Raw genomic sequence first — 21460 nt, 5'->3', positions numbered from 1 at the left:
AATTATGGCAGAGAATGAAATCATTACGCGGGAAGACCCTCAGATGCAGTTGTTTTCACAACTGATGGAAGGCACTTTGAAGAAGTTGGAGCGGTATTGTGCCACAGCTCGTCCGATGTTAGATGGCGAGGTTTACCTTTCGAGCGAGGAAGTGTGCAGGCAATTACGGCTCAGCACACGCACGCTCCAAGAGTACAGAAACTCAGGAACGCTTCCTTTCTACAAAATCGGAGGGAAGATACTCTACAAGCAGAGCGACATACAAGCCATGCTTGAAAAACACTATAACCCGATACCCAAGAAATTATGGCAAGAATAGATGAAAAAAGGAAACAACGCTTGGAACAAGCCATTAGAGATATGGGAAATTATGGCGTTAAGCTCCGCAAGCCCGAAGAGTTACCCGATTTTGACCAGCCCTCCGATTATGAAGAGGAAAAGAGAAGGTTTGAGCCTGTTGATAAAGTTGAGGAACAAAATGACAAGGAGAGTAACGAGGATTTTTCTCAACCGTCCTATCAAGAAACAGCGTTGTCGCCAACAGAAAGGGCTACTTCTACCGAAGAATTTCATCAAAGAATGGGAAAAACAAAGGACAGAAAGCAATTATCCGAGTTTCAGGGGAAATATCTCCAGCCCTTTCGCAACAGCCACCGCAAAGCCGTGTATGTATCAGAGGAAATCCAACGAAAGTTAGACTTCGTGGTGCGGAGAATCGGTGAGCATGGAGCGAGCGTTTCGGGATATGTCGAACAGGTACTGCGGGAACACCTCGACCAATACAAGGAAGATGTGGAAAGATGGAGGAAACTCTGAATTACTGCATTCCTCGAATGCAAGCCTACGCCGAGTTACTGTATTCAATGAATGCAGTAACACAGCAGGGGCTTATAATCCCATTTTCTACATCAGCAAGGTGTGTCTTTGTCCGACAAACTGCCATTTGTCCCACAAAGACCCTTGCCCCGAAAGGGGATTAAATCACTCCAAAGTCGTGATTAGAAAACAAACATAACAATACAATTATGCCCAAATTAGAAATAGCTAATAAGAACCGTTACGGACATAGAAATATAGAAGAAGTTCCCCGTTGGGACAGATGGGACACCCGTATGCCCGATGTGAAAGACCAGCTACGTGCCATTGACCTGTACAATAAATCGGGTGCGGTAAGCAAATCTGACTTTGTGCGTGCCCGCATTCTCGGAGAACACTTCAAAGTGATTATGGTGGACAAGTCCGCAGTGGAATATAATCGCAAGTTGTCCGAGCTTACTGCGGAAATTCACAGAATAGGAGTAAACTACAATCAGGTGGTCAAACTTTTGCACTGCTATACGGCAGCCAAAAGCGTGCAGGCATTGTTGAAGGAACTTATCAATCTTACAAACGAGGTTACACGCCTCCAACAGCAGGCAGTTGAGTTGACAGAGGATTATCGTATATCGTAATATTTCAAATGAAAGATTTGTAAACTCAATTAAGGTTGAAGATTTTAGGGTTTCTTCTATGTATCTTCCAGCCACTCCAGAGACACCAAACGCAAGCAATTCCCATGAGAAAAATGTATAATATAGAAGTTTTACCCAAGAATGTAAAGATGCGCCCTGTGTGAACTTCTATGCAAACATTGCGTAGCGACATGGGTAACGTTGCCATGATATTGGGCATGGAAAGGCGGGGACAACCTTTGTTGTAATCTACGACAAGCTCTGCATCTTCTATATCTGATGAAAAACCTGATATAGGATGGCTACTGATAGGCATTTCGCTTGTAGGCTGGGGTGCGTGGTGGGTGAAGTAATCGGTAACTTCCTCGTGGGGTCTGTCCCATACATACAGACCGCTGAACGAGCCAATCAGCCATTTGTGCCGACTGTCTTTTTGCTCAACATTGATGCCCATAACGCTCACGGGTGGTTGCACTTGCTCTTTTTGCGGTGTGTCGCTCAAATGGCGGAGAGAGTAGAAACCGTCGGAAGTGCATAGCAGCCAGTCCTCCTTGTCATCATCATACCGTAGTGAGCGTAGGCAATCGTTCCACGGGTTATCGCTATCCATTGCGGAAAAAGGTATCGGAGGGATTTTGGCTGAAGCGATGGCTATGAGTGCAGGTGGGCGTAGCATCCATCCCGTAATGGTAAGCAGCAACAAGAAGAATATGGATGCCCAGCCTATTTGGTTGTGCCATTTAATCAGCCAGCTTTTAATTCGTGCACCGAATGATGAATGCGGGCGAGGTGCAAAGGAATAGTATATGCCTGATATGGATAGGAACAAGAGGATAAGCCCCACTAAATCGACAAAGAGTTTGCCTACAATTCCAAACAGTCCGCCCCCATGAAGAAGCCATGTTGTACGGAATAGCGAAACTTTGCCTTTGTCATTGCCACCTTTCTTTAACGTGATTTTTTGAAAAGTATGATAAGGAACATGAGAAAGATAGATGTGTGAGCGCCCGGTAATGATGAGCGAATCGTTTTTCTGCGTAATGTCGCTTAGCCGTTCATGCTCATCATTGGGCAAGTCAATCCTCATCCAAGCGCCGCACTCGTTCAAGCAATATAGATTATACTGGCTTATGGCATATAGGAATCCGTTTGGCATAGAAACTACGCCACGGATACTTCTGTGGTCGGCACCATTGGGCAAGCCCCTGTTAAAATCTCTTATCGTGCCGTTGCTTTCCTCTTTTAACCATATACCTGAATTGCCATATATCAACGTCTTGCAATTCCACTTCATCGTTCCACGAAGCAACCCTTTGTTCCACCGGTCATACCGATACTCCGCTGGCAGAAGTTTTCGGCTTATGTTTACATCTGCTAACAAGCCAGCATGATTGAGAACAATTCCTGAGAAACAAAAGAGTATGATAAATGGGGCTAAGACTATTCCTAACCATTTATGGTGTTGTCTCCATGTTGATTTCTTCATTCGATACCCTTTTCCCTTTATTTGGTTCTCTTTCGTAGCCTACTCTTCAACCAAAGATAAACACCCAACAAAATAAAAGCCATGAGGATGACAAGCATTTGCCACACGTGTTTCTCTGGCTCTACCCAAAACTCTTGGAAGAAGTTCATCCTTCCCAATATTTCCACAGGTGTCCAAAAGATGATGACGGTGGCGATAGCATTCGTATATTCGCACCCCATGCAGCGATGTGCAATTGGTGGCGAAACATGAAGATAGACCCGACGAGACACCCCACTCCCACAAGAAACGTCACAGGGTGATGATCACCGAGGAAAGTCTTGTCGTAGCAGAACATGAGCAGCAAGTACATTGCCCAAAGAATCATGTTCAGTTCCATGAACGTGACGATGCTCGTGTGGCGCGTCATGGGTTGCACCACCACAACCTTGCGCTTGCTTCGGAAACATACCTTTTGTATCCATGTAATCAGGTCGCAGCCGTTCTTTGTGCTGAACACATACATGGTCATCACCATCATCCACAAGCCAAACGAGGCAGGCATGATAAGGTATTCGGGCTTCGTCACCACCACGCCATTCTCTATCTCAGGCGGTACGCCATAACGTCGGGCATAATACAGGAAGAGGAACTCCACCCAACCCGTCCAGAAAAGCAGTCCACCGAAGAGTCCCCACAGCGTTTGTCGGGTGTCGCCCTTCACAAACACGCCGACGATAACGAGGACAAGCCCCACGAAACCCATCGCAAACCCTGCTACATGCATGGCGCCCTCGTCCATAAACTTCTCCATCAATATCATCAGCGCATGACCCAAGGGCATGGCAAAAAGCACCAAAAGGAACGAGGCGATGGTGCGCCATGGATAAAGTTTGCTTTTTTCTTTCATCATTCTTATTTTATCGTTTAAAATTCATCGACGCTTATGCGAGTTGAAACTCATTGCTTCAGCTCGTCGCAGTAGTAGCTCATCTGGCCGCCCGTATCGTCTATCTCGGTATGCTGGTTATACCAACTGATAATCTGTAATTTGAAATAATGTTTTCCGTCGGCGGTACGCACTGCATAAACATGGTACGACGGCGTGTAGGTCATCGGCGGACCAGAGAGAAACATGTTTCTTTCCAACAGGGGGTTGGCACTTGTAAGCGTGCGCTGCGGCCCGTTGTTTGGGTCGAACCATGGATTTTCCTTCGGGTCTAGTCCGTGCGTGTTCACATAGCGAAACCAGTCTGACTGCGAGTAGGTAATCTTCACGGTCTTGTCGTCGTCCACGACCCAGCCCTGCCCTTTGGGAAGCTGGTCTATATGCTGCCAGCGGTCATAGTCACCATACCCTAAGTCGATGGCACCGCCCTTGCCGTTGCCGCTCGTACCGCTGTTGGTGCGGACGTGGTAGCCGCAAAAGGCGATGTCCCAGTCAAGACGGTTCTTCTGTTCGCCCTCCTTTATCTCCTGATTGGGAGCGGTGCGGTTGAACACCTCGCCCGTGCGCAGGTTGAAGTAGATCCAGTCGTTGGTCACGCCGGAGGTGTAGCTTGCCACCCTCGGCATAATTCTGCCAGTGAACTCGTCGGCGTCATACGAAAGACATGAGGACAGCGACAGGCAAGCCAATGCGAGGATAGGAAATATTCTTGCTTTCATATTCATCATATTTTGAATTCCAATTGTATGTATGCTCTTGCCCCGGCCGTGGCTGGAACGCTAAAGGCGGTAAGTCCCGAACCCAACGTCCGTGGCTTGTAGTTGAAGATGTTGTCCACGCCTACCGACAAGCGGATTTTCTCACGGAAAGTCTGAGCCACGTTCAGGTTGCACAGGGTGTAGGTGGGCAGCGTGCAGCGGAAATAGGCATCGTAAGACCTGCCGTCTTTTTCCACATACACGCGGTCCTGTACGTCGTATTGCTTCTCGCCCATGATCTGCGCATTGAAGTAGGCATCGAGCCGGTAGTTCCTCTTGTTCTTGTAACTGTACTTCACGCCTGCCGTAGCCGCATGGGGTGACGTGGTGTTGATGCGCAGTCCTTTCTCCTTGCTCACATATACATACGAGTAGCTAGCGTTCAGCGTGAGCCAGTCGGTCGGCGTCCAGCGTCCCAGCAAGTCAACGCCTGCTATCGTCTGGCGGTCGAGGTTAACGTACTCGAAATTGTACTGCATGTCGTAGATGCGCCATACGCCCTCTATCTTCTTGCGGTAGAAGTTGCCGTAAAGCGTGCTGTTGAAGAAGAAATGACGGTTGCTGTATTCCACGCCTGCCGAGACGTAGTTGTTCTTCTCTGGTTTCAGGAATTCGTTGCCCTTAATCATGAACATACCGAGGTGATCCCAGTTGAAGAACAATTCCTTGATGCTTGGCGAACGGTAGCCCATCGAGTAGTTGGCACGTATAGCCCAATAGCCGTCGGGCGAATACTTTGCCGCAATCTTAGGCATATACATGAATCCGAAAGCCTCCGAGAAGTTTGTTCTCACGCCGCCCGAGAACATCCAATGGTTGTTCACCGTCCAGTCGTCCTGCACATAGAACTCGGTCTCCTCCAGCGTGCGCGATGTCATCTTGTGATTGACGAAGCGGTCGCTCGTCAGTCGGTCTCCGCAGTATTCCAGTCCCATGACGAGTGCATGACCGGCAAAGTAGTTGCTGCTGAGTGTCAGTCGTGGCTGGAAGATGCGCGAGTGGTACACGGGCTTGCGCTCATCGCGCCGCTCATGCCGCTTGAAGCGGTCGTAATAATCACCGTGAACACTTGCCGTAATCGTCAGCCAGTCTTTCAGCGCGTAGCTCGCCTTTACCCCCCATGTATAGTCTCGTCCCTGTGTCAGCACGAGATCCTGCACCAAGTCATATTGGTTGATGAAGAACACCGAGCCGTATGCTTGCGCCTTGAAATGCTTTGACGGCTCGAAATAGAGCTTCTGTGAGGCGATTATGTGTTCGCGTCCCTCTATGCCCATGGGCGGACGTGGAAAACTGCTTTCCAGCACGATGTCCTTTTCCAAGAATGGATTGGCTTCCTTCGTATATACCTTGCGGTCGTTTTCCGCCTGATACAGATAGAAAGCATCGCTTTCACTGTACCATACATCGCTCTGCGAGGTGAACGCACCTTTCTTGAATCCTGCTGACAGCCATCCTTGCAGATTCGGACGGTCGGCATTCTTCTCGAACATATAGATAAAATCCTTCTTCTTGGGATTCCTGAAGTTGCGTTCGTTCATCTGCCCCCAGCGAACGCCAGCGTCGAAAGCGAAAGGCTCGCTGGTCTTCTTGGTGATGATGTTGATGACGGCTCCCGAGGCACGACTGCCGTAGAGTGTGCTACTTGCTCCTTTCACAATCTCCACGCGGTCGATGGCGTGCAGGTTGAAACGCTCGTAGTCAAGGTTGCCTGCCATGTCGCCTGTCATTCGCTCACCGTCGGTGAGGAAGAGCACATGACGTGCATCGAGACCGTCAAGGTTGATCTCGCTGCCAAAGTTTACTTTCTGTATGCTCAGTCCGGGCGTCTCGTGCTGCAGGGCTTGCTGAAAGTCGCTGTATCCGCTTTCCACCATTCCCTTTCCGCTAAGCACCCGCGTGGTGATGGGCGACAGCTTCACCGGTCGAGCCGTGCGTGAACCCATTACCACGATACCCTCCAAGTTTCTTGTTTTCGTAGTGTCCGCCTTTTCCGTCGGCTTCTCCTGTGCCAAGGCGGGCATCGTGCCTAAGCATGACAGCAGGAGGACTGACGATATATATGTTATTGCTATTTTCACTCTTGTTTCCTTTTTTATTCTCAAATCAACAAACCGCCGACCAACACCTTCATATAAGCGAAAGCTATGCTCTTTACGGGAAAAAGCATAGCTTTCTATACCTATCTATATAATAATGTAGGAGGCATAAGAGATGATTGTGTTCATCTGGCGAAAAGTTACTCGATATTTTCGCTCTTTACAATCCATGTGCTTGCTTGTATTTCTCCAAATCTTCTTCAAATTTAGCGAAATCTTCCTCGAAAGTGTCCATCTTTGAATAGTCGATTGTCTGTAAGTAAACATAACTCTGCATCAACATGACATTGAAGTTGGTGGAGAACTCTATCTGCTTGGTGTTCACGTTCAGGTAGCCCTGCACATAGCCGCTGCCTCCGTCGCCATTCTCATATTCGTGTTGGGTATCATTCTTGTTTGGCATATAGGTAGTTGCACCGTATTCGCCAATAAATTTCACCCAGCCATCTCCCTTGTATTCATCTCTCTCCCATGAGTTAAGACGAGTAAGTTTGCAATCGATGTTAAACCAAATCTGAACAGGCATTTTACCCACAGAGAAGTTCTTCAACTGAATGTTCAGAGGCTTGTCAGAACCTTCGTTCCAGTGAAAATAATATTTCAAAGGACATCCTTCGGGTAGCAATGTTTTGTCCACGGTTGCCATCATAGCCTTGGAACGCAAGACTATGCTATCTTTCAATATCTCCTTTACCTTGGCTGCGTATTCTGTATCAACAGGGGTTTGTTCAATCCTTTCGTCTCCCGAGCAGGAGGCAAAGATTGAACAAACTATAAATACTAAGTAAAGGATCAAATGTTTCTTACTTGTTGCCACTACTCAATGTTAGATTTTATTTCCAGTGAAATCAAAGCTGATGACATAACCACCCTTGTAGTCTGGGATGATAGCCTCTATATGGAATGTCAGGTTGTTGTCGGTAACATTTCCCGTGAGGCTGGTTACATTGAAATCTTTACTCAACACTGTAAATTTTCTGAACAGTTGGATATAAATATGTGCATATCCCGACGCATTGCTGATTGCACCATTCGGTTGCAAAACATCAAATACTACTTTTTTAAGTGTAAAGTCCATGTCATGATAGGTGATTCCTGCTGCAAGAAAGGCGGCATGTCCACTAAGGCAACATCTGCCGTCCTCCGTAGGAGCAACCGTGAAAGTTAAGTCGTTCATGTCTCTCACATGTTTACCTCCCATATACACGTTTGTTGCAGAACCCTTAAACTGGACTTCATTGTTAATTACTTGAGCGTTAACACCCACGAAGCTCGCCATAAGAAGTACGAGCAATGAAAACATTAATCGTTTCATACCAAATGAATTTTTAAAGTAAAAAAAGTTTATAAATAATACATGGCATTATTACCATGGATTCTTTTTCCATATATCCATCCATCTCACGTCCTCATGACGTTCCCAAGGATGTGGCATATACTGTCCTTCAACAGCAAAACTATTATTGTCTATATATTTTATATTATTCTTGATAAAGTCTTTTGTTTCCTGACGATCGAAAATATCCTGATCTATACCCAACCCAGAATGGCGTTCCTGTGTTTTTTTACCCATATAAACACTATATTTCATAGTTGGGTAGATAATCTGCACATTTTTTAATTCATATAAATCACATCTCCAAAAAGACTCAAATTGCGAAAGATCCAGCTTCTTTAATTTGGGCAAATAGCAGAAAGTCATATTGTTCATGATGTACGCCTTCTTAGGAAACATGATTTCCTCAAGATCCGGACAGTCTTTGATTTCCACCCACGATACATCCATATCTGTCATCTCCAATGGTATGCTGCGTTGTCCCAATTTGGTAGAATGGCTCATGTCCATTTTCTTGATAGAGCGACAAGTGTACATGTGCCCATGAAACAGATCGGTATTTGCAGACATATCTATGCCGTTAAGCAAGTCAAGATGCTCTAACTGGAAAAATGATATTTGTTTAGGCATTTTCAGATAAGGAACTTTTGTATATTCTTCTGAAGTGACACCTAATATTGTTCCTTTGAAACTCTTGTTGTGTAGAACATATTGGAAACCGTCAGCATTTTTTCCTTCAAAAATAGCAATAGAATTGTTGCTTTGCTCGGGTGAGGTCATTCGTCTGCTCACATCAATAAGTGTATCCTTATTTTCTGTAATGACAAATAATTGTGAGAAAAGATCATATAATTGTTTTCTGACTATGGCATCAGGCACATTACGCAAGGTGTTATATGTGTTCAACTTTCCATTTGCATCTGCCATTTTCATATCAACGGCTTTCTTGTCCATCTCCGACTTTTTATAAAAAGCTACAATCTGATCCTGATCGTATTTTGCTCCCTCAGGAAGATACAACTTTTCAAAGTGGCGTTTAATGTCGGTAGCCTCGTATCCTGTAGCCTCTACCTTGTCGGTATTTGCCAGTCCCTTAAATTCGTAAATGTCATTGCCGGTCAAATCCACTCCAGTAATCTGTGTAGGTAGTTGGGCGAAGTCGAAAACAGGTCCATACCCGTTATTGGAGAGTTTTACGTCTTTCAGATTGGGGAGAATATCAAGACCGCTGAGATCCTTCAGGTTTGTACCACTAAGGTCAAGCGATGTGGTGTTGTTTGCTAATTCGTTGAGTTCCAGCTTCCCGTCTTTGTCGAACTGATAACCTTTCGATTTCAACACAGTCATCAATTCTGTATTTTTAAGGGAGTTTGTGCTGTAATGAACTGTATTATCATCACTGCTACATGAGGCAAGTCCCATCACAAGGAATACCAATACTGGTAATGTTAAATTCTTTACTATTTTCATTTTCGATAATAAATTAATTGTTTTGAGTTACAAAGGTAGGAGCCTTGTTTGGATTTCACAATACCTATTTTTTATGATTTTATTTTTGTTTTTGCAATCCTTATTTATTAGGATTTTGCTGTTTGTGAGAATTTTTATCTGTTTTACTTTTGGTAAGGCTAAAACGGTATCGCAGCGATACGAGGGCATAACTATGTATCTGCGGTCGGAAACTCTCGTGATACCCGTAACCTGAAACGGAACGGTTGAGGTCCCTTCGCCTATTCAGAATGTCGTTCCATTTGAATGAGAGCGTGGCTTGTTTCTTCCTGAGAAAACGCCACGATGCTCCCACGTTCAATAGCCACTGGTCATCATCTGTGGTTGAATAGGTTCCTCGGCGCAGATGACAATTTGCATCGCCCCATATTTCAATGTCGTGGGGAAGTTCTACTGTGCCGCTGATGCCACAGTCGTAGTCAATGGTATTTACATGGGTGTTTGTCAGTAAGTTGTTGGAACGGTAGGGTTGCCAACTGGCGTGTAGGTCAATATTCCCCCATTTCGGCTGGTAGTTCAATCGTAGGCTAACCTCATTACCCGTTGTATGTGTCTTGCTCTTCAAAGCATTACCGTACGTTTGTTCGTGAAAGAGATAGACGTGGTTTTTAAAAGAAGTTCTCATAGTACCAGAGAGCATCAGACGCTTCACTTGTTTCTGCCATTGCAGCATCCCGTCCACAGAATAATTTCCGTTGATATTGACAGTTCTGTATGTCCGTGCGCCAGTATTTGAGTCATACGTTACTTCCTCTGCGAAATCATTGAACGAGTTGTGGTAATTGCCCATAAAGGTAATACCACATTTTCTCTCATTTAATCTGATGGACAGTTGTTGTTGATAGGCTGGCTTCAACTGCGGATTGCCTATCTTCACGAACAGCGGGTTGCTCTTGTCATCAAGTGTCAGCAAAGCCTGTATGGAAGGCTGTTGTGTGTTTCCGTTATAACGCAGTTCAACTTCTATTTTTCCGTTGTTCCACTTTGCGCCGAACTTGGGTTTGTATTCCGTAGCCTTGACTGTATAGTCCACTGTTTCCGAATTGTGTTGCCGGCAGATATTCCTGCGTTGCCATTCTACATCAATACCACCGTTTATCTTCCATTGCTTACCCTTATAATCCATTCGCAGGGTGAGTTCCTGCCCACATATAGATAGTGTGTTCTCATAACTTAGGCTATCTATGTATGGTCTATTCGGTATAGTATAGTCGTAAGTGTCGCTTGTGTTTCTATCCTCTTCGTGATTCAGTCCGTACCCTGTCTGCAATTTCAACTGTTTGCCAAAAGGATGGGTATATTGCAATGATATTCTGCTTTCGTTGCGCAGGGTGGGCAGTTGTTGGCAAAGATTGCGCAATAGTAGTGAATCTCCGCCCACAGCGTTGCGCAGGTGGTGGAATTTCGTCAGTGAGAGGCTGGTATTATTCGTTTCATTCGAGTTACCGCCAAGTGTCGCCTTCACGGTAAATGATGCCCCTGCCTTGCCAATCCGCCGTGTGAGGTCGGCAGATACATGGTAATTCTTTCCATTGCTTTTTGTGTTATTTCGCAGCGTTCCCGAGGTCAGCGTGTCCGCAGCCGTATTGCGCTCATATAGGTATGTTGTGTTGTCAGTCAGGTTGTCTGACCGTCCGAAGTTTCCATTGGCACTGATATTCAGGAGGGTCTTTGAGTCGATGTCATATCGCAGGCTGATGTTTGCGGCATTGCTGTGTTCTTGCCCGAGGAGAGCAGCACGGATTTCTGGTATTTCGTTCCCGATGCAAGATACTGCTCGTCGTAGTCATGGTTTTCGCTTTCATTGTGGAAGGCGTTGAGCGAGAGGCTTGCATTGAGCGTCATCTTCTTGCCGAATTTCTTCACGATGTTGCCCGACAATATGTTTTGGAAATTGTTTCTTCCGACGTTCATGTTGCTGAGATTGTCCAAACGCAGGGTCAGCGAGGTATTCTCGCCGTTGGCATTGAATAGATTGCCCTGTACCTCATCCCTGCGTCTGTCGCGATTGCCGTGTTCAGCCGTTAGTGTTCCTGTCAGGCTGCCATTGTAGGTAGATTTGGTCTTGATGTCCAGCACATAATTGTCGGCACCATCATCTACTCCCGTCATTTTCTCCAATGCGCTGAGCATGTCATACAGTTTCAGTAGTTCCACTGCATCGGCTGGCATATTCTCCAACGCTGCGATAATGTCGTTGCCCATAAAGGTCTCGCCATTGATGTTTACGCCGTTCAATGGCTTTCCTTTGAACGATAGTAGCCTGTTCGCCTTGTCGTATTCCATGCCCGGAATATTCCTGATTAAGTCTTCCAAGTTAGCACCTTTCCTTACTCGAAGGCAATCAGTATTGATAAACGTGGTGTCTTTTCTTATGGAAAACAATTTCCGCTGTCCAATAACTTGAACTTCATCGAGTTCTATCGTTTTATGTAATGAAGAAACATGTTTTCGAGTAGGGTATATAGTATCACCCACAGCTAAATTCAAAATAGTAGCATTAGCAGTGGGAAACAGCAAAAGTAGAATGATGAAGATTAAAAGAATTCTTTTGATTATCATTTTGCAAAATTACCATTGTTCATAGATATATGCAATACCTTAAAATGGCGATTTTATAGAATTAGAAATGTCTAAGGTTGATTTTCATTGAAAAAACAACGTAAATACTTTGCTTATATGAATTATATCGCTATCTTTGCAACATCAAACAGAGAGTTCTTTGAGGCTTTGCAGAATAAAGAAAGGGAAAGAAACTCGCTCGTTTCTTAATCGTTCACCTTATCAGATTATATATTCTGCTTTCTATTAGTAATCAACCGATTACATTCATACCCATTACTTTTATGCGGAGATTTGCGACTTCCGTACAGCAAAGGACATCGGTATCGACCGCCCTGAGAAGAACGAGATACTGCATAACATACCGCCAACTCCCGAACAGGAGGAGTTTATTGGAAAACTGATGGAGTTTGCCAAAACTGGCAATGCCACCCTTTTAGGGCGTGCGCCATTAACCGAAAAGGAGGAAAAGGCAAAGATGCTGATTGCAACTGATTACGCCCGCAAGATGAGCCTTGATTTACGCATGATTGATGAAAATGCGTACTCAGATCATATTGACAACAAGGCAAGTCATTGTGCGAAACTCTTGAATGACTATTATCAGAAGTACGATGCACAGAAAGGAACGCAGTTTGTTTTCTCTGATTTGGGGACTTACAAGCCTGGTGGAGACTTCAACATCTATTCGGAAATCAAAAGAAAGTTGGTGGAAGACTACCATATCCCAGCATACGAGATACGCTTCATTCAGGAATGCAAGAATGAGAAGGCAAAGAAAGCAATGGTGGATGCCATGAATCGGGGCGACATCCGTATTATCTTCGGTTCTACTTCTATGCTTGGAACGGGTGTCAACGCCCAGCAGCGTGCGGTGGCGGTGCATCAACTTGACACGCCCTGGCGACCATCAGATTTGGAGCAGCGCAATGGTCGGGCAATCCGTAAAGGCAATATGGTTGCCAAAGAATTTGCGGACAATAAGGTCGATGTGATTATCTATGCCGTGGAGCGGTCGTTGGACAGTTATAAGTTCAACCTACTACATAACAAGCAATTGTTTATCAATCAGCTGAAGACCAATACGCTCGGTAGTCGTACCATTGATGAAGGCTCAATGGACGAGGATAGCGGTATGAACTTTTCAGAGTATGTTGCCGTGCTATCCGGTAATACAGACTTGTTAGAGAAAGCCAAACTCGACAAGAAGATTGCCACGCTGGAATCCGAGCGTAAGAACTTTCTCCGTGAGCGTGATGCCGCAACAGGAAAGTTGGCGGAGATTGACAGCTCCGTGTCTTTCCATTCGGACAAGATTAAGGAAGCCAAGGCGGACTTGGCATGCTTTGAGAAGCGTGTGGAGCGTGATAAGGACGGCAATCCAATCAATAAACTCACCATCAAAGGCGTGGAGGACAGTACGGACCTCAAAGTCATTGCTGCACGCCTGCAGGAGATTAACGACAAGGCACGCACCAAAGGCGAGTACAACAAAATCGGAGAGATTTATGGCTTTTTCATCATGGTGAAGACAGAGAGTACCTCAAAAGATCTGTTTGACTGCTCCGTGAATCGTTTCTTTGTCAAGGGGCAGGAGAGTATCTATTATACCTATAATAATGGTAAGTTGGCTACGGATCCGAAACTTGCGTGTGAGAACTTCTTGGGTGCGCTGGGGCGAATCCCCAAGGTGATAGAATCGCATGAAAAGGAGAAAGAGAAGGTTACTGCCAATAAGGAAATCTACACTGCTATTGCTAATGGGACGTGGAAGAAAGAGGACGAACTTCGCTCGCTCAAAGGGCAGTCGGCAGAGCTGGACAGAAAAATCACTTTGACGATTACTGCGGACAAAGAAGGAGATGAAGAACTCTCCCCAAAATCAGACTTGCAAAATCCTCCTGATACAGTTTCAGAACACAGTGCAAAAGAGACAATAGTACGTCATAAAGTAAGATTTTGAATCTAAAAGAATAAATTTGCAACAAAATTATCGAATCTCATTCAGCAAATTCAGAAATAATATGTAACTTTGCAGAACATACCGAGGGCTTGTATGGATTTGACGGCAAGATGAGATGGTATGTAAGCATGCGGAGGCTCGACGGCTACCTCCTAAATCTGAGTGGTCAAAAAATTAATTGGCGAAAACAATTACGCTCTCGCTGCCTAATCGAAGCATAGTAGATTACTGGCTTTATTGCGTCACCAGGTGATGCGACGAGACACTGCTCCAAGGATGTTGTTCCGAATCTAAGGGTCAAGCGGTGCAGGTAAATCGGAAATAGTTTGTGTATGCCTCGATGCATAGATGAAATTTAGAGGATAAGGTGTTGGTTGGTGGTTCAGGTCTTGCCAACACTCGAAAACAGAAGGCTGAAATAAGCATGTAGAAAGCATATGGTTTCCTTGTGCGGACCGGAGTTCGACTCTCCGCAAGTCCACTAAAAGAGAGGACTATTAATTGTTTTTAAGCAGCTGATAGTCTTCTTTCTTATTATGCTCTATTCAGAGATCCATAAGATTTTGAAGTTTTAATACACCGAAAAGGGACTGTATCGACAAAGTACACAGCCCCATTTCCCCTTTTTAGAGTGCTAATAAAGCGACAAAAGTCCTTATCGGCACTATTTACGTTGCAAAGGTAGTGTTTATATTCGGATTATACCTACATCATTTTTTCAAAAAAAGTTTTGAGTTTATCAATTCCTTCTTGAAACTTCTTTTGATTTTGCTTTTTTAGTTTCTCGATATTGAGCAGTTTCCACTGTACGGATGGGTATTTGCTCAAATCACCAGCACAACATAGTTCCCATTGCGGGGAGCCTTCTTCAAAAGAAATGATGAAGTCTTTGTCCTCATCGGTAAGGCAGGCATTTACCTTTCTGATAATGTCGTTACGCGAGGACTCATAATCCTTGTAAGTGAAAGGAATATCGGTCATTCCTTTGAACTGATGTTCAAGAGCCTCCTCCTGATTAATGTCATTAGGACAAAGTGATTCTATGATGGGTTTGTCGCTTCCCAGTAAGCACAGAAACAAACCGTCTTTTACTTCATCCAATGTTTCGTCTTTCATGTACTTGCAATCAAACAAATCACGTGGGTGTTGGCGACTGAGAGCAGCCGCTATCTTACCTCCATATAGTTGTGGATAAGGTACGATGCGTGCCTTACAGTTAGCTTGAAACTCATCTTTCGCCTTTGGGCAGAGGTTCATTACTTCCGCTTCTCCAAGTATGCCACGTTTGGTGCCATTCACTTCGATTTTCACCGTAGTGCCATTGTATGTGCATTGCAGTTTCCATACATCAGTTTTATGTACCACATGTATTCCCGGTACGGCTCGTTCGATGCTCGTTTTCAAGTCTTGAAGATTCAGATTGATATGTTCCAAGCTCGTTGAACGTGCCTCCAAGGGAATATAGGTAAGATCTATATCCACAGAATACCGTGGCATGTTCTGATGAAACAAGTTGATAGCCGTACCACCATGTACGGCAAAATCTTTGATTCTATAAACCAAGGGCATGATGCGTACCAATAGTGCCACTTGACTTTTATACTGATGATTATTCATAGTCGTTCAATTCTTTGGGGATTGTCATTTTATACTTACTGAGATATACCCCCGACTTTACCAACTGCAATTTTGTAGTTCCCAAATCTATCCTAGATAAGTCTAATTCTTCAAACCAATAATGGTTTGCTTTTTCTGCCATATATAAGAATAGGCGCTTCATCTTATAGTTCTTGGTTGTTTCCAATAACGATTGGACAACCTCTGAACGCAATGTTGTTAGCTGTTCCATTATATAGTACAAGTCCATGTAGTTGTATTGCCGCGGCGATAGTAACAAGCATTCCATAAAAGCCTGTTCTGGAGTAGACGCGAGTAAATTCCAATCTAAATAAGACAAAGTCGTTATTTGTGCTTGCATAAATGCGTCTGTTTTGAAAAAATGAAAATCACGGTCGAATACGTTAAGCTTCATCCATTGAGGCATTCTCTCATTGGTAGCAGTTATCACTAGCAATGGCTTACCCATTGGCACATAATGATTGAAGCCCCATAACTCTAATGCAGAATGAGCAGCTATACGGAACTTCTTTCCTAACTGTTCATTAAACGACTGCAATGCACCATAGGCAGATAGGTTATCCCCAGTACGGTACATTACACCTCTACATAGAGGTGTTAACCATCCCGATATGCGGTATCTTTTTAATAGCTGACTGGAATATCCTCGTCCTGTTAGCCATTGAGCAAACAACAATCCGTTTTTTTGTCCTAATTGGAGCATTTGGTTGATTTTGTTACCTGTAGATACACTCATAGTTTACTTGCTTGTATTTATTTCAACCGCAAAGATAAGCAAATCATTTCAAATAATAGCTTATTGGTTGAAAATAATTCCCACAAATAAACTAATAGTTGATTTACTGTCCTAAAATTTAACTATCTTCTTCATATTCATGTCTATTTTAAGATGTGCCATAAGTTAGAATTCGGCAATAAACAAATTGCTTGTTGATCACCAACATTCTCGTTTATGAAGCATATCGTCTATCTCGTCACGAAGAAACAGCAGTCTACCATTCGCTTTGAGATATGGGATCTTTCCTGCCCATACCCAATTGTAAATGGTTTTCTGCTCTACTTTGAGAATCTTCGACACGTCGATTATGTCAAGATACTCTGGTTTAAGAGGCGGATGAATAGTTGTGTCAACAGATTGCTCTTTCATCACAAGCAGTTGGTCGAGTTTGCTCTCGATAGTTCTCAAGCTGTCAAACAATCGCTTGCACCAATCGTTCTCTGTTGTCTGTTCTAAGTATGGCATAGCTCACCCTTTTGATAGTTACCACTTGCGTCCTGCGACAATATACACTGCTCTTTCATATAGGCAATGTACTTCTTTGCCGTTCGGTCTTTGATTTCCATTTCACGCATCAATACGTCACATAGTTCTTGATATGAGAGTCTTAGCTTGGTATGGAAAGCTGATTTTACAACAGCCAAAAGTTCATCCGTCTTACGCTTTTCTTTATCCTCTTTCGACTTCTCTCCACGATAGACGTGCATATCCGCATCTTTGTCCCAGCCGAAAAGCATCATCGGCACATCGAGTGGACTGCCGTCACGCACCTTCAGAGCTTTTACAACCGAATATTCAGGGTTATCGTCTTTCTCTATGGAGAGAATACCTGCCGCCTTGCGCTGTAATTCGGAACCAATATGTCCACGCAACTTAATACCGTTAGGGACAAAATGGAGCACACAGATGATGCAAGTATTATAGATTCCTGCCAAACGATAGAGTTCATCCACAATGGCTATACTCTCCGTTTCGTCATTGGCAGATCGTATCAAGTCTGCAATGCCGTCAATTACCACAAGATGTATTCCTCCGTGCTTATGGTGAAACAAGTCCATACTCTCACGAATAATTTTCAATCTATCTTTACGAGAAAGTGAAGCCAAATAAAGAGAATGGTAGAACTCTGGTACAGACGTGACTCCTGCCCGACGAAGTGTCTTCCCCAAATTCTTATGCAACTGTGCTTCTGATTGCTCTGTATCGTAATGGAGTACAGCTAATCTTTTGGGGTTGGCGGTTACCTCCAATCCCAAAGTTTGTTCTGGTTGTAAGCGTTCTGCACCAAGAGTACCGGCAAGAATGGCAGCAATGTAGTTGCTTTTGCCTGTTCCTTCTCCGCCAGTGATGCAGAACAGATTATCCTGTGTACCGAGGGGTACGCCGTTTACTGCTACCACCGACTTCGAGGCATCGGAGGATTGTCATAGTCTATTTCACAAGATTGCAATATCATCATCGTCTGTGCATACATTTGGGTAAACATATCAGAAAGCAGTGCCTTTAAACCTTCCGAACCATTGCCTAAGGCAAAGTAATCGGAAATATCCTTTTCTGTTTTTGTGCCTTGTAAGGGCAATGTTAAGTGAAGCACCTTAAACTTGGATAGAGCTTCGACTTGTCGTTTAGTTTCTCTTAGTCCTGTTTCATCCGTATCATACAATATGATTAGATGTCGAAAACGGAGCAATAGTCCCTCAATGATATTCTCTGGTATCTGTGCTGTCTCGCTGTTGAAACAGATGGCATTGAATCCATGAGCCGAGAGTGAAAGCACATCCTTCTCTCCCCCCGTAATGAATATCATATCGCTTTTGCAGGGCAACTGCTCAAAACCAAACACATAGTCATCCACCTCCTTGCCTCCATAGAGGAAGCGCAATTTACTATTGGGACGATAAACTTTCACAAACCTGCCAAGGCAATAAGCAAACATAGGCTCTTCTCGCGTAGAAACAAGTGAGAATGGCTTGCCCTGACTTGAAACGGATTCATAGCGTGCTAATGATTTAACATGGAAGCGTAGCAAAGTCCTGGTATCAATGCCGTATCGTCGCCAATAATTTCGTTCCTCTTCTCCAAAGGGCTGTTCGATATATGTAAACCACTTCTCGCTTGTCATGGAAGTATTAAGGTCGGGTGGAGGTAATATAGGCTGCTTTGAAGGTTTTATTAAGACAGGTCGCTTATTACCGTATTCTTTTCTTTCTTCAAGACGAATATTGAGTTGTAAATCTCTGATGATTGTTTCAAGAACATTCATAAAATCTTTTCTCACGTCCAAACCGAGCATAGTTGCAGCAAACCAGAAACAATCACCTGAGTAGGCGTCATTGCCAAAGTCCTTCATGCGGTAGCAGCCAGACTTATTATCGAGGTAGATATTGCATGATGCACGCCTATCGTCATACAATGGATTACGGAAGTTGCGCTTGGGTACAAAGTTGATGGGCATGTAGAAGCAGAACACCTCCAGTCCTTTGTTCGTCCGGCTTAGTATTTCTTCTTTGATGTTCATAGTTCTTCAAATAAGGTTTGAGAATCCCCCATGTAGCCTTTAAGGACACCATCCTTGTAGGCGTTCAGACGCTGCAAAGCCTCCAAGCGGCGAAAGCCCTTGAATGTAGCCCTACCTGTCTTTACAGAAAGGTAGAGTCCTTTGAATGGATAGACCACATGATTACTTGATACATAGCGGTAAGGAATAGAGTTCGCTTCCCGCCATCTGGCAAGGGATGCCTTAGATATACCAAGCAGATGCAAGACATCTGCCGTACTTAACTCTATTTTCTCTTCTAATACAGAGTAGTCACGCTTTAGCTCTCTGATAAAGCAGGCTATCTGCCTGAACTCTTCGCGAAGAGTTTGAAGCTCATTCATTAGGGAGCGTGTTTCATGGTTTTCCATCATCATTAAGTAAGTTTTGGCAAAGTTCTACAATAGCTGACAGAAAGGGTTTCATCAGGTTCTCCTTGTCGTGTCTTGTTAGATGCCCTTTGAACTCTTCCATGAAGTTCACTATCTTCATTCCATCACTTGGCATAACCTTCATTAAAACCTTGATCAGTTCATCCAGTTCAATTGTTTCATAAAGATTCTTCACATGGGCTTTGGGTTTGGTCATCGACTCTATGGTTCCCAAAGGCAGATGTATGATTAGAACTTCTTTTCCTAAACCTGCTGCACATTTCCGATATGTGCTGATTCTGATGTCCTTTTCCATTTTGCAAGCCTTTAGGAAATTTGAATACTCGATGCTACTTGTATGAGCAGCATCTTTTGCATTGACGCATGAAAGAGCTAAAGTTTCAAGCGTAGGACAACCGATGTACAGGTGTCCCTTTTGTTCTGAGTTGCTGTTTTTGTTTGCCATAATACATTGGACTATAATGATTATGGCTGCAAAGTTCCTAATGAAATGAGCTTCTAACGGAATATCAAAATACCATTGTCTGGTAATATAATACCATTTTATATATTGATTATCAGCAGTATATCACAAGTGGCAAGGCTCTTCAGTGCACGGTGCAAGCCTATATATAGATAGGTCTTGCACCGTGCACTGAAAAATTGTAGCCACAAGCTTTCTAAAACATTTTTAGTCAAATATTTGGAAGATGTATCATCTTTTTGTAACTTTGAACCCGAAAACAAGAAGTCTATGCAACTTCTGTGCGTTCTCTCAAAAATATCTGAAATGGCTACAGATTGGCTACAGTAAAAATTGAGGTTCGGCTAAATTTCTGAATATCAAGGACTGATATAGGTAAGTTCATTTACCACCAGCTCCACTCTATATACTCTGAACAAGAGGAAAACAAGAAAAGACGAAATCAGATAATCGCCGTAACTTCAACGAGTTTCGGCGATTATGCATTTTTGTAATCCCTGGTTTAAGATAGTATATGGTATGTTCGTGGGTGCAGTATCCGTCAACTTTGACGAACGTATATTGACCAAAAGATATTTCACGCAGAGATAGTAGTGGACAGTAATATTTAATGAAACGAAAGTCTATCAACCTATACCCATAATCACAGACTTCACAAACGAAGTTGGCTCCGACAATCTCAAAGAGACCATCGAAGCCAACTATAAGCATATTAAGCAAGATATCTTGAGACTTGTTTGAGAATAGATAACTCGAATAGAATCCGGGCTATCTTTATTTCATTTAATCTCGCAAAAATAACTTTCTGAAAATATCTGATATGGCTTGCAAATAAATGTATAAGGAAAACCACTTATTTTTTCATTACTTTCTTTCCGTTGTCTATATAGATGCCCGTAGGCTGACCGTCGAGTGTGGTACCGATATAGTGGCCATTGAGGTCGTAGTAGCGCACGGTGCCGCCAAATACGGTGGACAAGATATCGCCACTCGGCGAAAAAGCCGCGAAGTAAACACGATAAGCGGGAATCGTGGCAGCAGTGTTATCCGTCGTTGCCTTGTGCCACTTACCGTCGTTCTGCAAGATGTAGGCATTGACAGCGACAATTGCAGCGTTGCTCATTCTAGCATAGGTGGTACACCATTTCACGCCGTTCACCTCTTCAATGACAGGTATCTCAGGTTCTTCCTTGATGATAATACTTGTTGTTCCATATATTTCACGATGAAAGAAAAACTACCATATAAAACTATAAATATAGATAGAATGAAATAAGCGGTTTAGTGAGATATAATATAAATAGTTATCTTTGCATTTGATAATTGTAAATCAAAGGCTTGGAAGATGAAACTGAACAAAATAAAGTTCGTGCTTGTGGAAAAAGAAGTTTCCCGTATGTTTCCCCTTAAAGATCTGGAAACAAAGTATGCCAGTGTCCCTAAAACGGAGTTTGACCCTCTTACAAATAATCTAACAGACTATTTTATGGAAGCCTACGATAAACTGAATGTATATGGGTTGTAACGGATATCATTTAGCATCAAAGCCCGTAGTAATATA

19 protein-coding genes, 1 other RNA gene and 3 pseudogenes are annotated in these 21460 nt (G+C 43.7%); 7 read left to right on the top strand and 16 right to left on the bottom strand.

What is annotated here, in order from left to right:
* The first annotated feature begins 4 nt into the window (after nucleotides 1-4).
* From JCM12259_RS04340 to JCM12259_RS04330, 3 genes are all read left to right on the top strand, one after another.
* Nucleotides 5-319 (top strand): helix-turn-helix domain-containing protein, encoded by a 315-nt coding sequence (locus tag JCM12259_RS04340; RefSeq protein WP_021825736.1) that lies wholly within the window; start codon nucleotides 5-7, stop codon nucleotides 317-319.
* Entirely contained in the window at nucleotides 307-816 is a 510-nt protein-coding gene (locus JCM12259_RS04335; RefSeq protein WP_023983531.1) for a DUF3408 domain-containing protein, read from the top strand. Before JCM12259_RS04340 ends, JCM12259_RS04335 begins: the two co-directional genes overlap by 13 nt.
* Nucleotides 817-1025: 209 nt before the next feature.
* Nucleotides 1026-1451, top strand: a complete 426-nt coding sequence (locus tag JCM12259_RS04330) for a plasmid mobilization protein (protein WP_021825675.1) — start codon at nucleotides 1026-1028, stop codon at nucleotides 1449-1451.
* Nucleotides 1452-1476: 25 nt separating this feature from the next.
* Here JCM12259_RS04330 and JCM12259_RS04325 read toward each other — a convergent pair whose 3' ends face one another.
* From JCM12259_RS04325 to JCM12259_RS17825, 9 genes and pseudogenes are all read right to left on the bottom strand, one after another.
* The gene (locus JCM12259_RS04325; protein WP_021825756.1) at nucleotides 1477-2937 is read right to left on the bottom strand and encodes a PepSY-associated TM helix domain-containing protein; all 1461 of its coding nucleotides are present in this window, start codon (nucleotides 2935-2937) and stop codon (nucleotides 1477-1479) included.
* A gap of 17 nt (nucleotides 2938-2954) precedes the next feature.
* Nucleotides 2955-3826 (bottom strand): annotated as a pseudogene (locus JCM12259_RS13765) (hypothetical protein).
* A 50-nt stretch (nucleotides 3827-3876) separates the two neighbouring features.
* Nucleotides 3877-4584 carry an HmuY family protein gene (locus JCM12259_RS04315; protein WP_025065553.1) on the bottom strand — a complete coding sequence of 236 codons (708 nt, stop codon included), beginning with the start codon at nucleotides 4582-4584 and terminating at the stop codon, nucleotides 3877-3879.
* A gap of 5 nt (nucleotides 4585-4589) precedes the next feature.
* Nucleotides 4590-6647 (bottom strand): TonB-dependent receptor plug domain-containing protein, encoded by a 2058-nt coding sequence (locus JCM12259_RS04310; protein ID WP_025065552.1) that lies wholly within the window; start codon nucleotides 6645-6647, stop codon nucleotides 4590-4592.
* A gap of 235 nt (nucleotides 6648-6882) precedes the next feature.
* Entirely contained in the window at nucleotides 6883-7518 is a 636-nt protein-coding gene (locus JCM12259_RS04305) for a DUF4903 family protein (protein WP_374188303.1), read from the bottom strand.
* Nucleotides 7519-7548: 30 nt separating this feature from the next.
* On the bottom strand, nucleotides 7549-8037 hold the full coding sequence (locus tag JCM12259_RS04300) for a hypothetical protein (RefSeq protein ID WP_023983534.1): 489 nt from the start codon (nucleotides 8035-8037) through the stop codon (nucleotides 7549-7551).
* Between the two features lie 51 nt (nucleotides 8038-8088).
* Complete coding sequence (locus tag JCM12259_RS04295) at nucleotides 8089-9528, bottom strand: leucine-rich repeat domain-containing protein (RefSeq protein WP_023983535.1); 1440 nt, start codon at nucleotides 9526-9528, stop codon at nucleotides 8089-8091.
* Between the two features lie 100 nt (nucleotides 9529-9628).
* Entirely contained in the window at nucleotides 9629-11032 is a 1404-nt protein-coding gene (locus JCM12259_RS17830) for a TonB-dependent receptor domain-containing protein (protein ID WP_234396541.1), read from the bottom strand.
* Between the two features lie 194 nt (nucleotides 11033-11226).
* Entirely contained in the window at nucleotides 11227-11883 is a 657-nt protein-coding gene (locus tag JCM12259_RS17825; RefSeq protein WP_234396540.1) for a hypothetical protein, read from the bottom strand.
* A 649-nt stretch (nucleotides 11884-12532) separates the two neighbouring features.
* On the opposite strand from JCM12259_RS17825, the gene JCM12259_RS04285 reads away from it, so the two are divergent.
* Together JCM12259_RS04285 and ssrA are read left to right on the top strand one after the other, a co-directional pair.
* The gene (locus JCM12259_RS04285) at nucleotides 12533-14092 is read left to right on the top strand and encodes a helicase C-terminal domain-containing protein (protein ID WP_025065550.1); all 1560 of its coding nucleotides are present in this window, start codon (nucleotides 12533-12535) and stop codon (nucleotides 14090-14092) included.
* Nucleotides 14093-14177: 85 nt separating this feature from the next.
* Nucleotides 14178-14576, top strand: a transfer-messenger RNA (tmRNA) gene (gene ssrA, locus JCM12259_RS16065).
* A gap of 221 nt (nucleotides 14577-14797) precedes the next feature.
* Here the strand turns inward: ssrA and JCM12259_RS04280 are convergent.
* The 6 genes and pseudogenes from JCM12259_RS04280 to JCM12259_RS04255 form a co-directional block, all read right to left on the bottom strand.
* Complete coding sequence (locus JCM12259_RS04280; protein ID WP_004360032.1) at nucleotides 14798-15709, bottom strand: nucleotidyl transferase AbiEii/AbiGii toxin family protein; 912 nt, start codon at nucleotides 15707-15709, stop codon at nucleotides 14798-14800.
* Complete coding sequence (locus tag JCM12259_RS04275) at nucleotides 15702-16466, bottom strand: type IV toxin-antitoxin system AbiEi family antitoxin domain-containing protein (RefSeq protein WP_004360031.1); 765 nt, start codon at nucleotides 16464-16466, stop codon at nucleotides 15702-15704. Before JCM12259_RS04275 ends, JCM12259_RS04280 begins: the two co-directional genes overlap by 8 nt.
* Nucleotides 16467-16664: 198 nt before the next feature.
* Nucleotides 16665-16973 carry a helix-turn-helix domain-containing protein gene (locus JCM12259_RS04270; protein ID WP_004360030.1) on the bottom strand — a complete coding sequence of 103 codons (309 nt, stop codon included), beginning with the start codon at nucleotides 16971-16973 and terminating at the stop codon, nucleotides 16665-16667.
* Nucleotides 16961-19026 (bottom strand): annotated as a pseudogene (locus JCM12259_RS13755) (AAA family ATPase). Before JCM12259_RS13755 ends, JCM12259_RS04270 begins: the two are co-directional and overlap by 13 nt.
* Nucleotides 19023-19415, bottom strand: a complete 393-nt coding sequence (locus tag JCM12259_RS04260; RefSeq protein WP_018910663.1) for a hypothetical protein — start codon at nucleotides 19413-19415, stop codon at nucleotides 19023-19025. Before JCM12259_RS04260 ends, JCM12259_RS13755 begins: the two are co-directional and overlap by 4 nt.
* A complete protein-coding gene (locus tag JCM12259_RS04255; protein ID WP_018910662.1) occupies nucleotides 19402-19881 on the bottom strand; it encodes a hypothetical protein in 480 nt (159 codons plus the stop codon). Before JCM12259_RS04255 ends, JCM12259_RS04260 begins: the two co-directional genes overlap by 14 nt.
* A gap of 525 nt (nucleotides 19882-20406) precedes the next feature.
* Here JCM12259_RS04255 and JCM12259_RS16905 point away from each other — a divergent pair.
* Nucleotides 20407-20640 (top strand): annotated as a pseudogene (locus JCM12259_RS16905) (conjugal transfer protein TraG); the annotation flags it as partial.
* A gap of 112 nt (nucleotides 20641-20752) precedes the next feature.
* On the opposite strand, the gene JCM12259_RS04250 reads toward JCM12259_RS16905, so the two are convergent.
* The gene (locus JCM12259_RS04250; RefSeq protein ID WP_025065549.1) at nucleotides 20753-21058 is read right to left on the bottom strand and encodes a hypothetical protein; all 306 of its coding nucleotides are present in this window, start codon (nucleotides 21056-21058) and stop codon (nucleotides 20753-20755) included.
* A gap of 186 nt (nucleotides 21059-21244) precedes the next feature.
* Here JCM12259_RS04250 and JCM12259_RS04245 point away from each other — a divergent pair, with 186 nt between their 5' ends.
* Nucleotides 21245-21424 carry a hypothetical protein gene (locus JCM12259_RS04245; RefSeq protein ID WP_025065548.1) on the top strand — a complete coding sequence of 60 codons (180 nt, stop codon included), beginning with the start codon at nucleotides 21245-21247 and terminating at the stop codon, nucleotides 21422-21424.
* The last annotated feature ends 36 nt before the right edge of the window (nucleotides 21425-21460 follow it).

This window comes from Hoylesella enoeca JCM 12259, from assembly GCF_000613405.1.
In the GTDB taxonomy this organism is placed as follows: domain Bacteria; phylum Bacteroidota; class Bacteroidia; order Bacteroidales; family Bacteroidaceae; genus Prevotella; species Prevotella enoeca.
The sequence above is the reverse complement of the archived record's forward strand: the minus strand, read 5'-3'. Positions and strand labels throughout refer to the sequence as shown.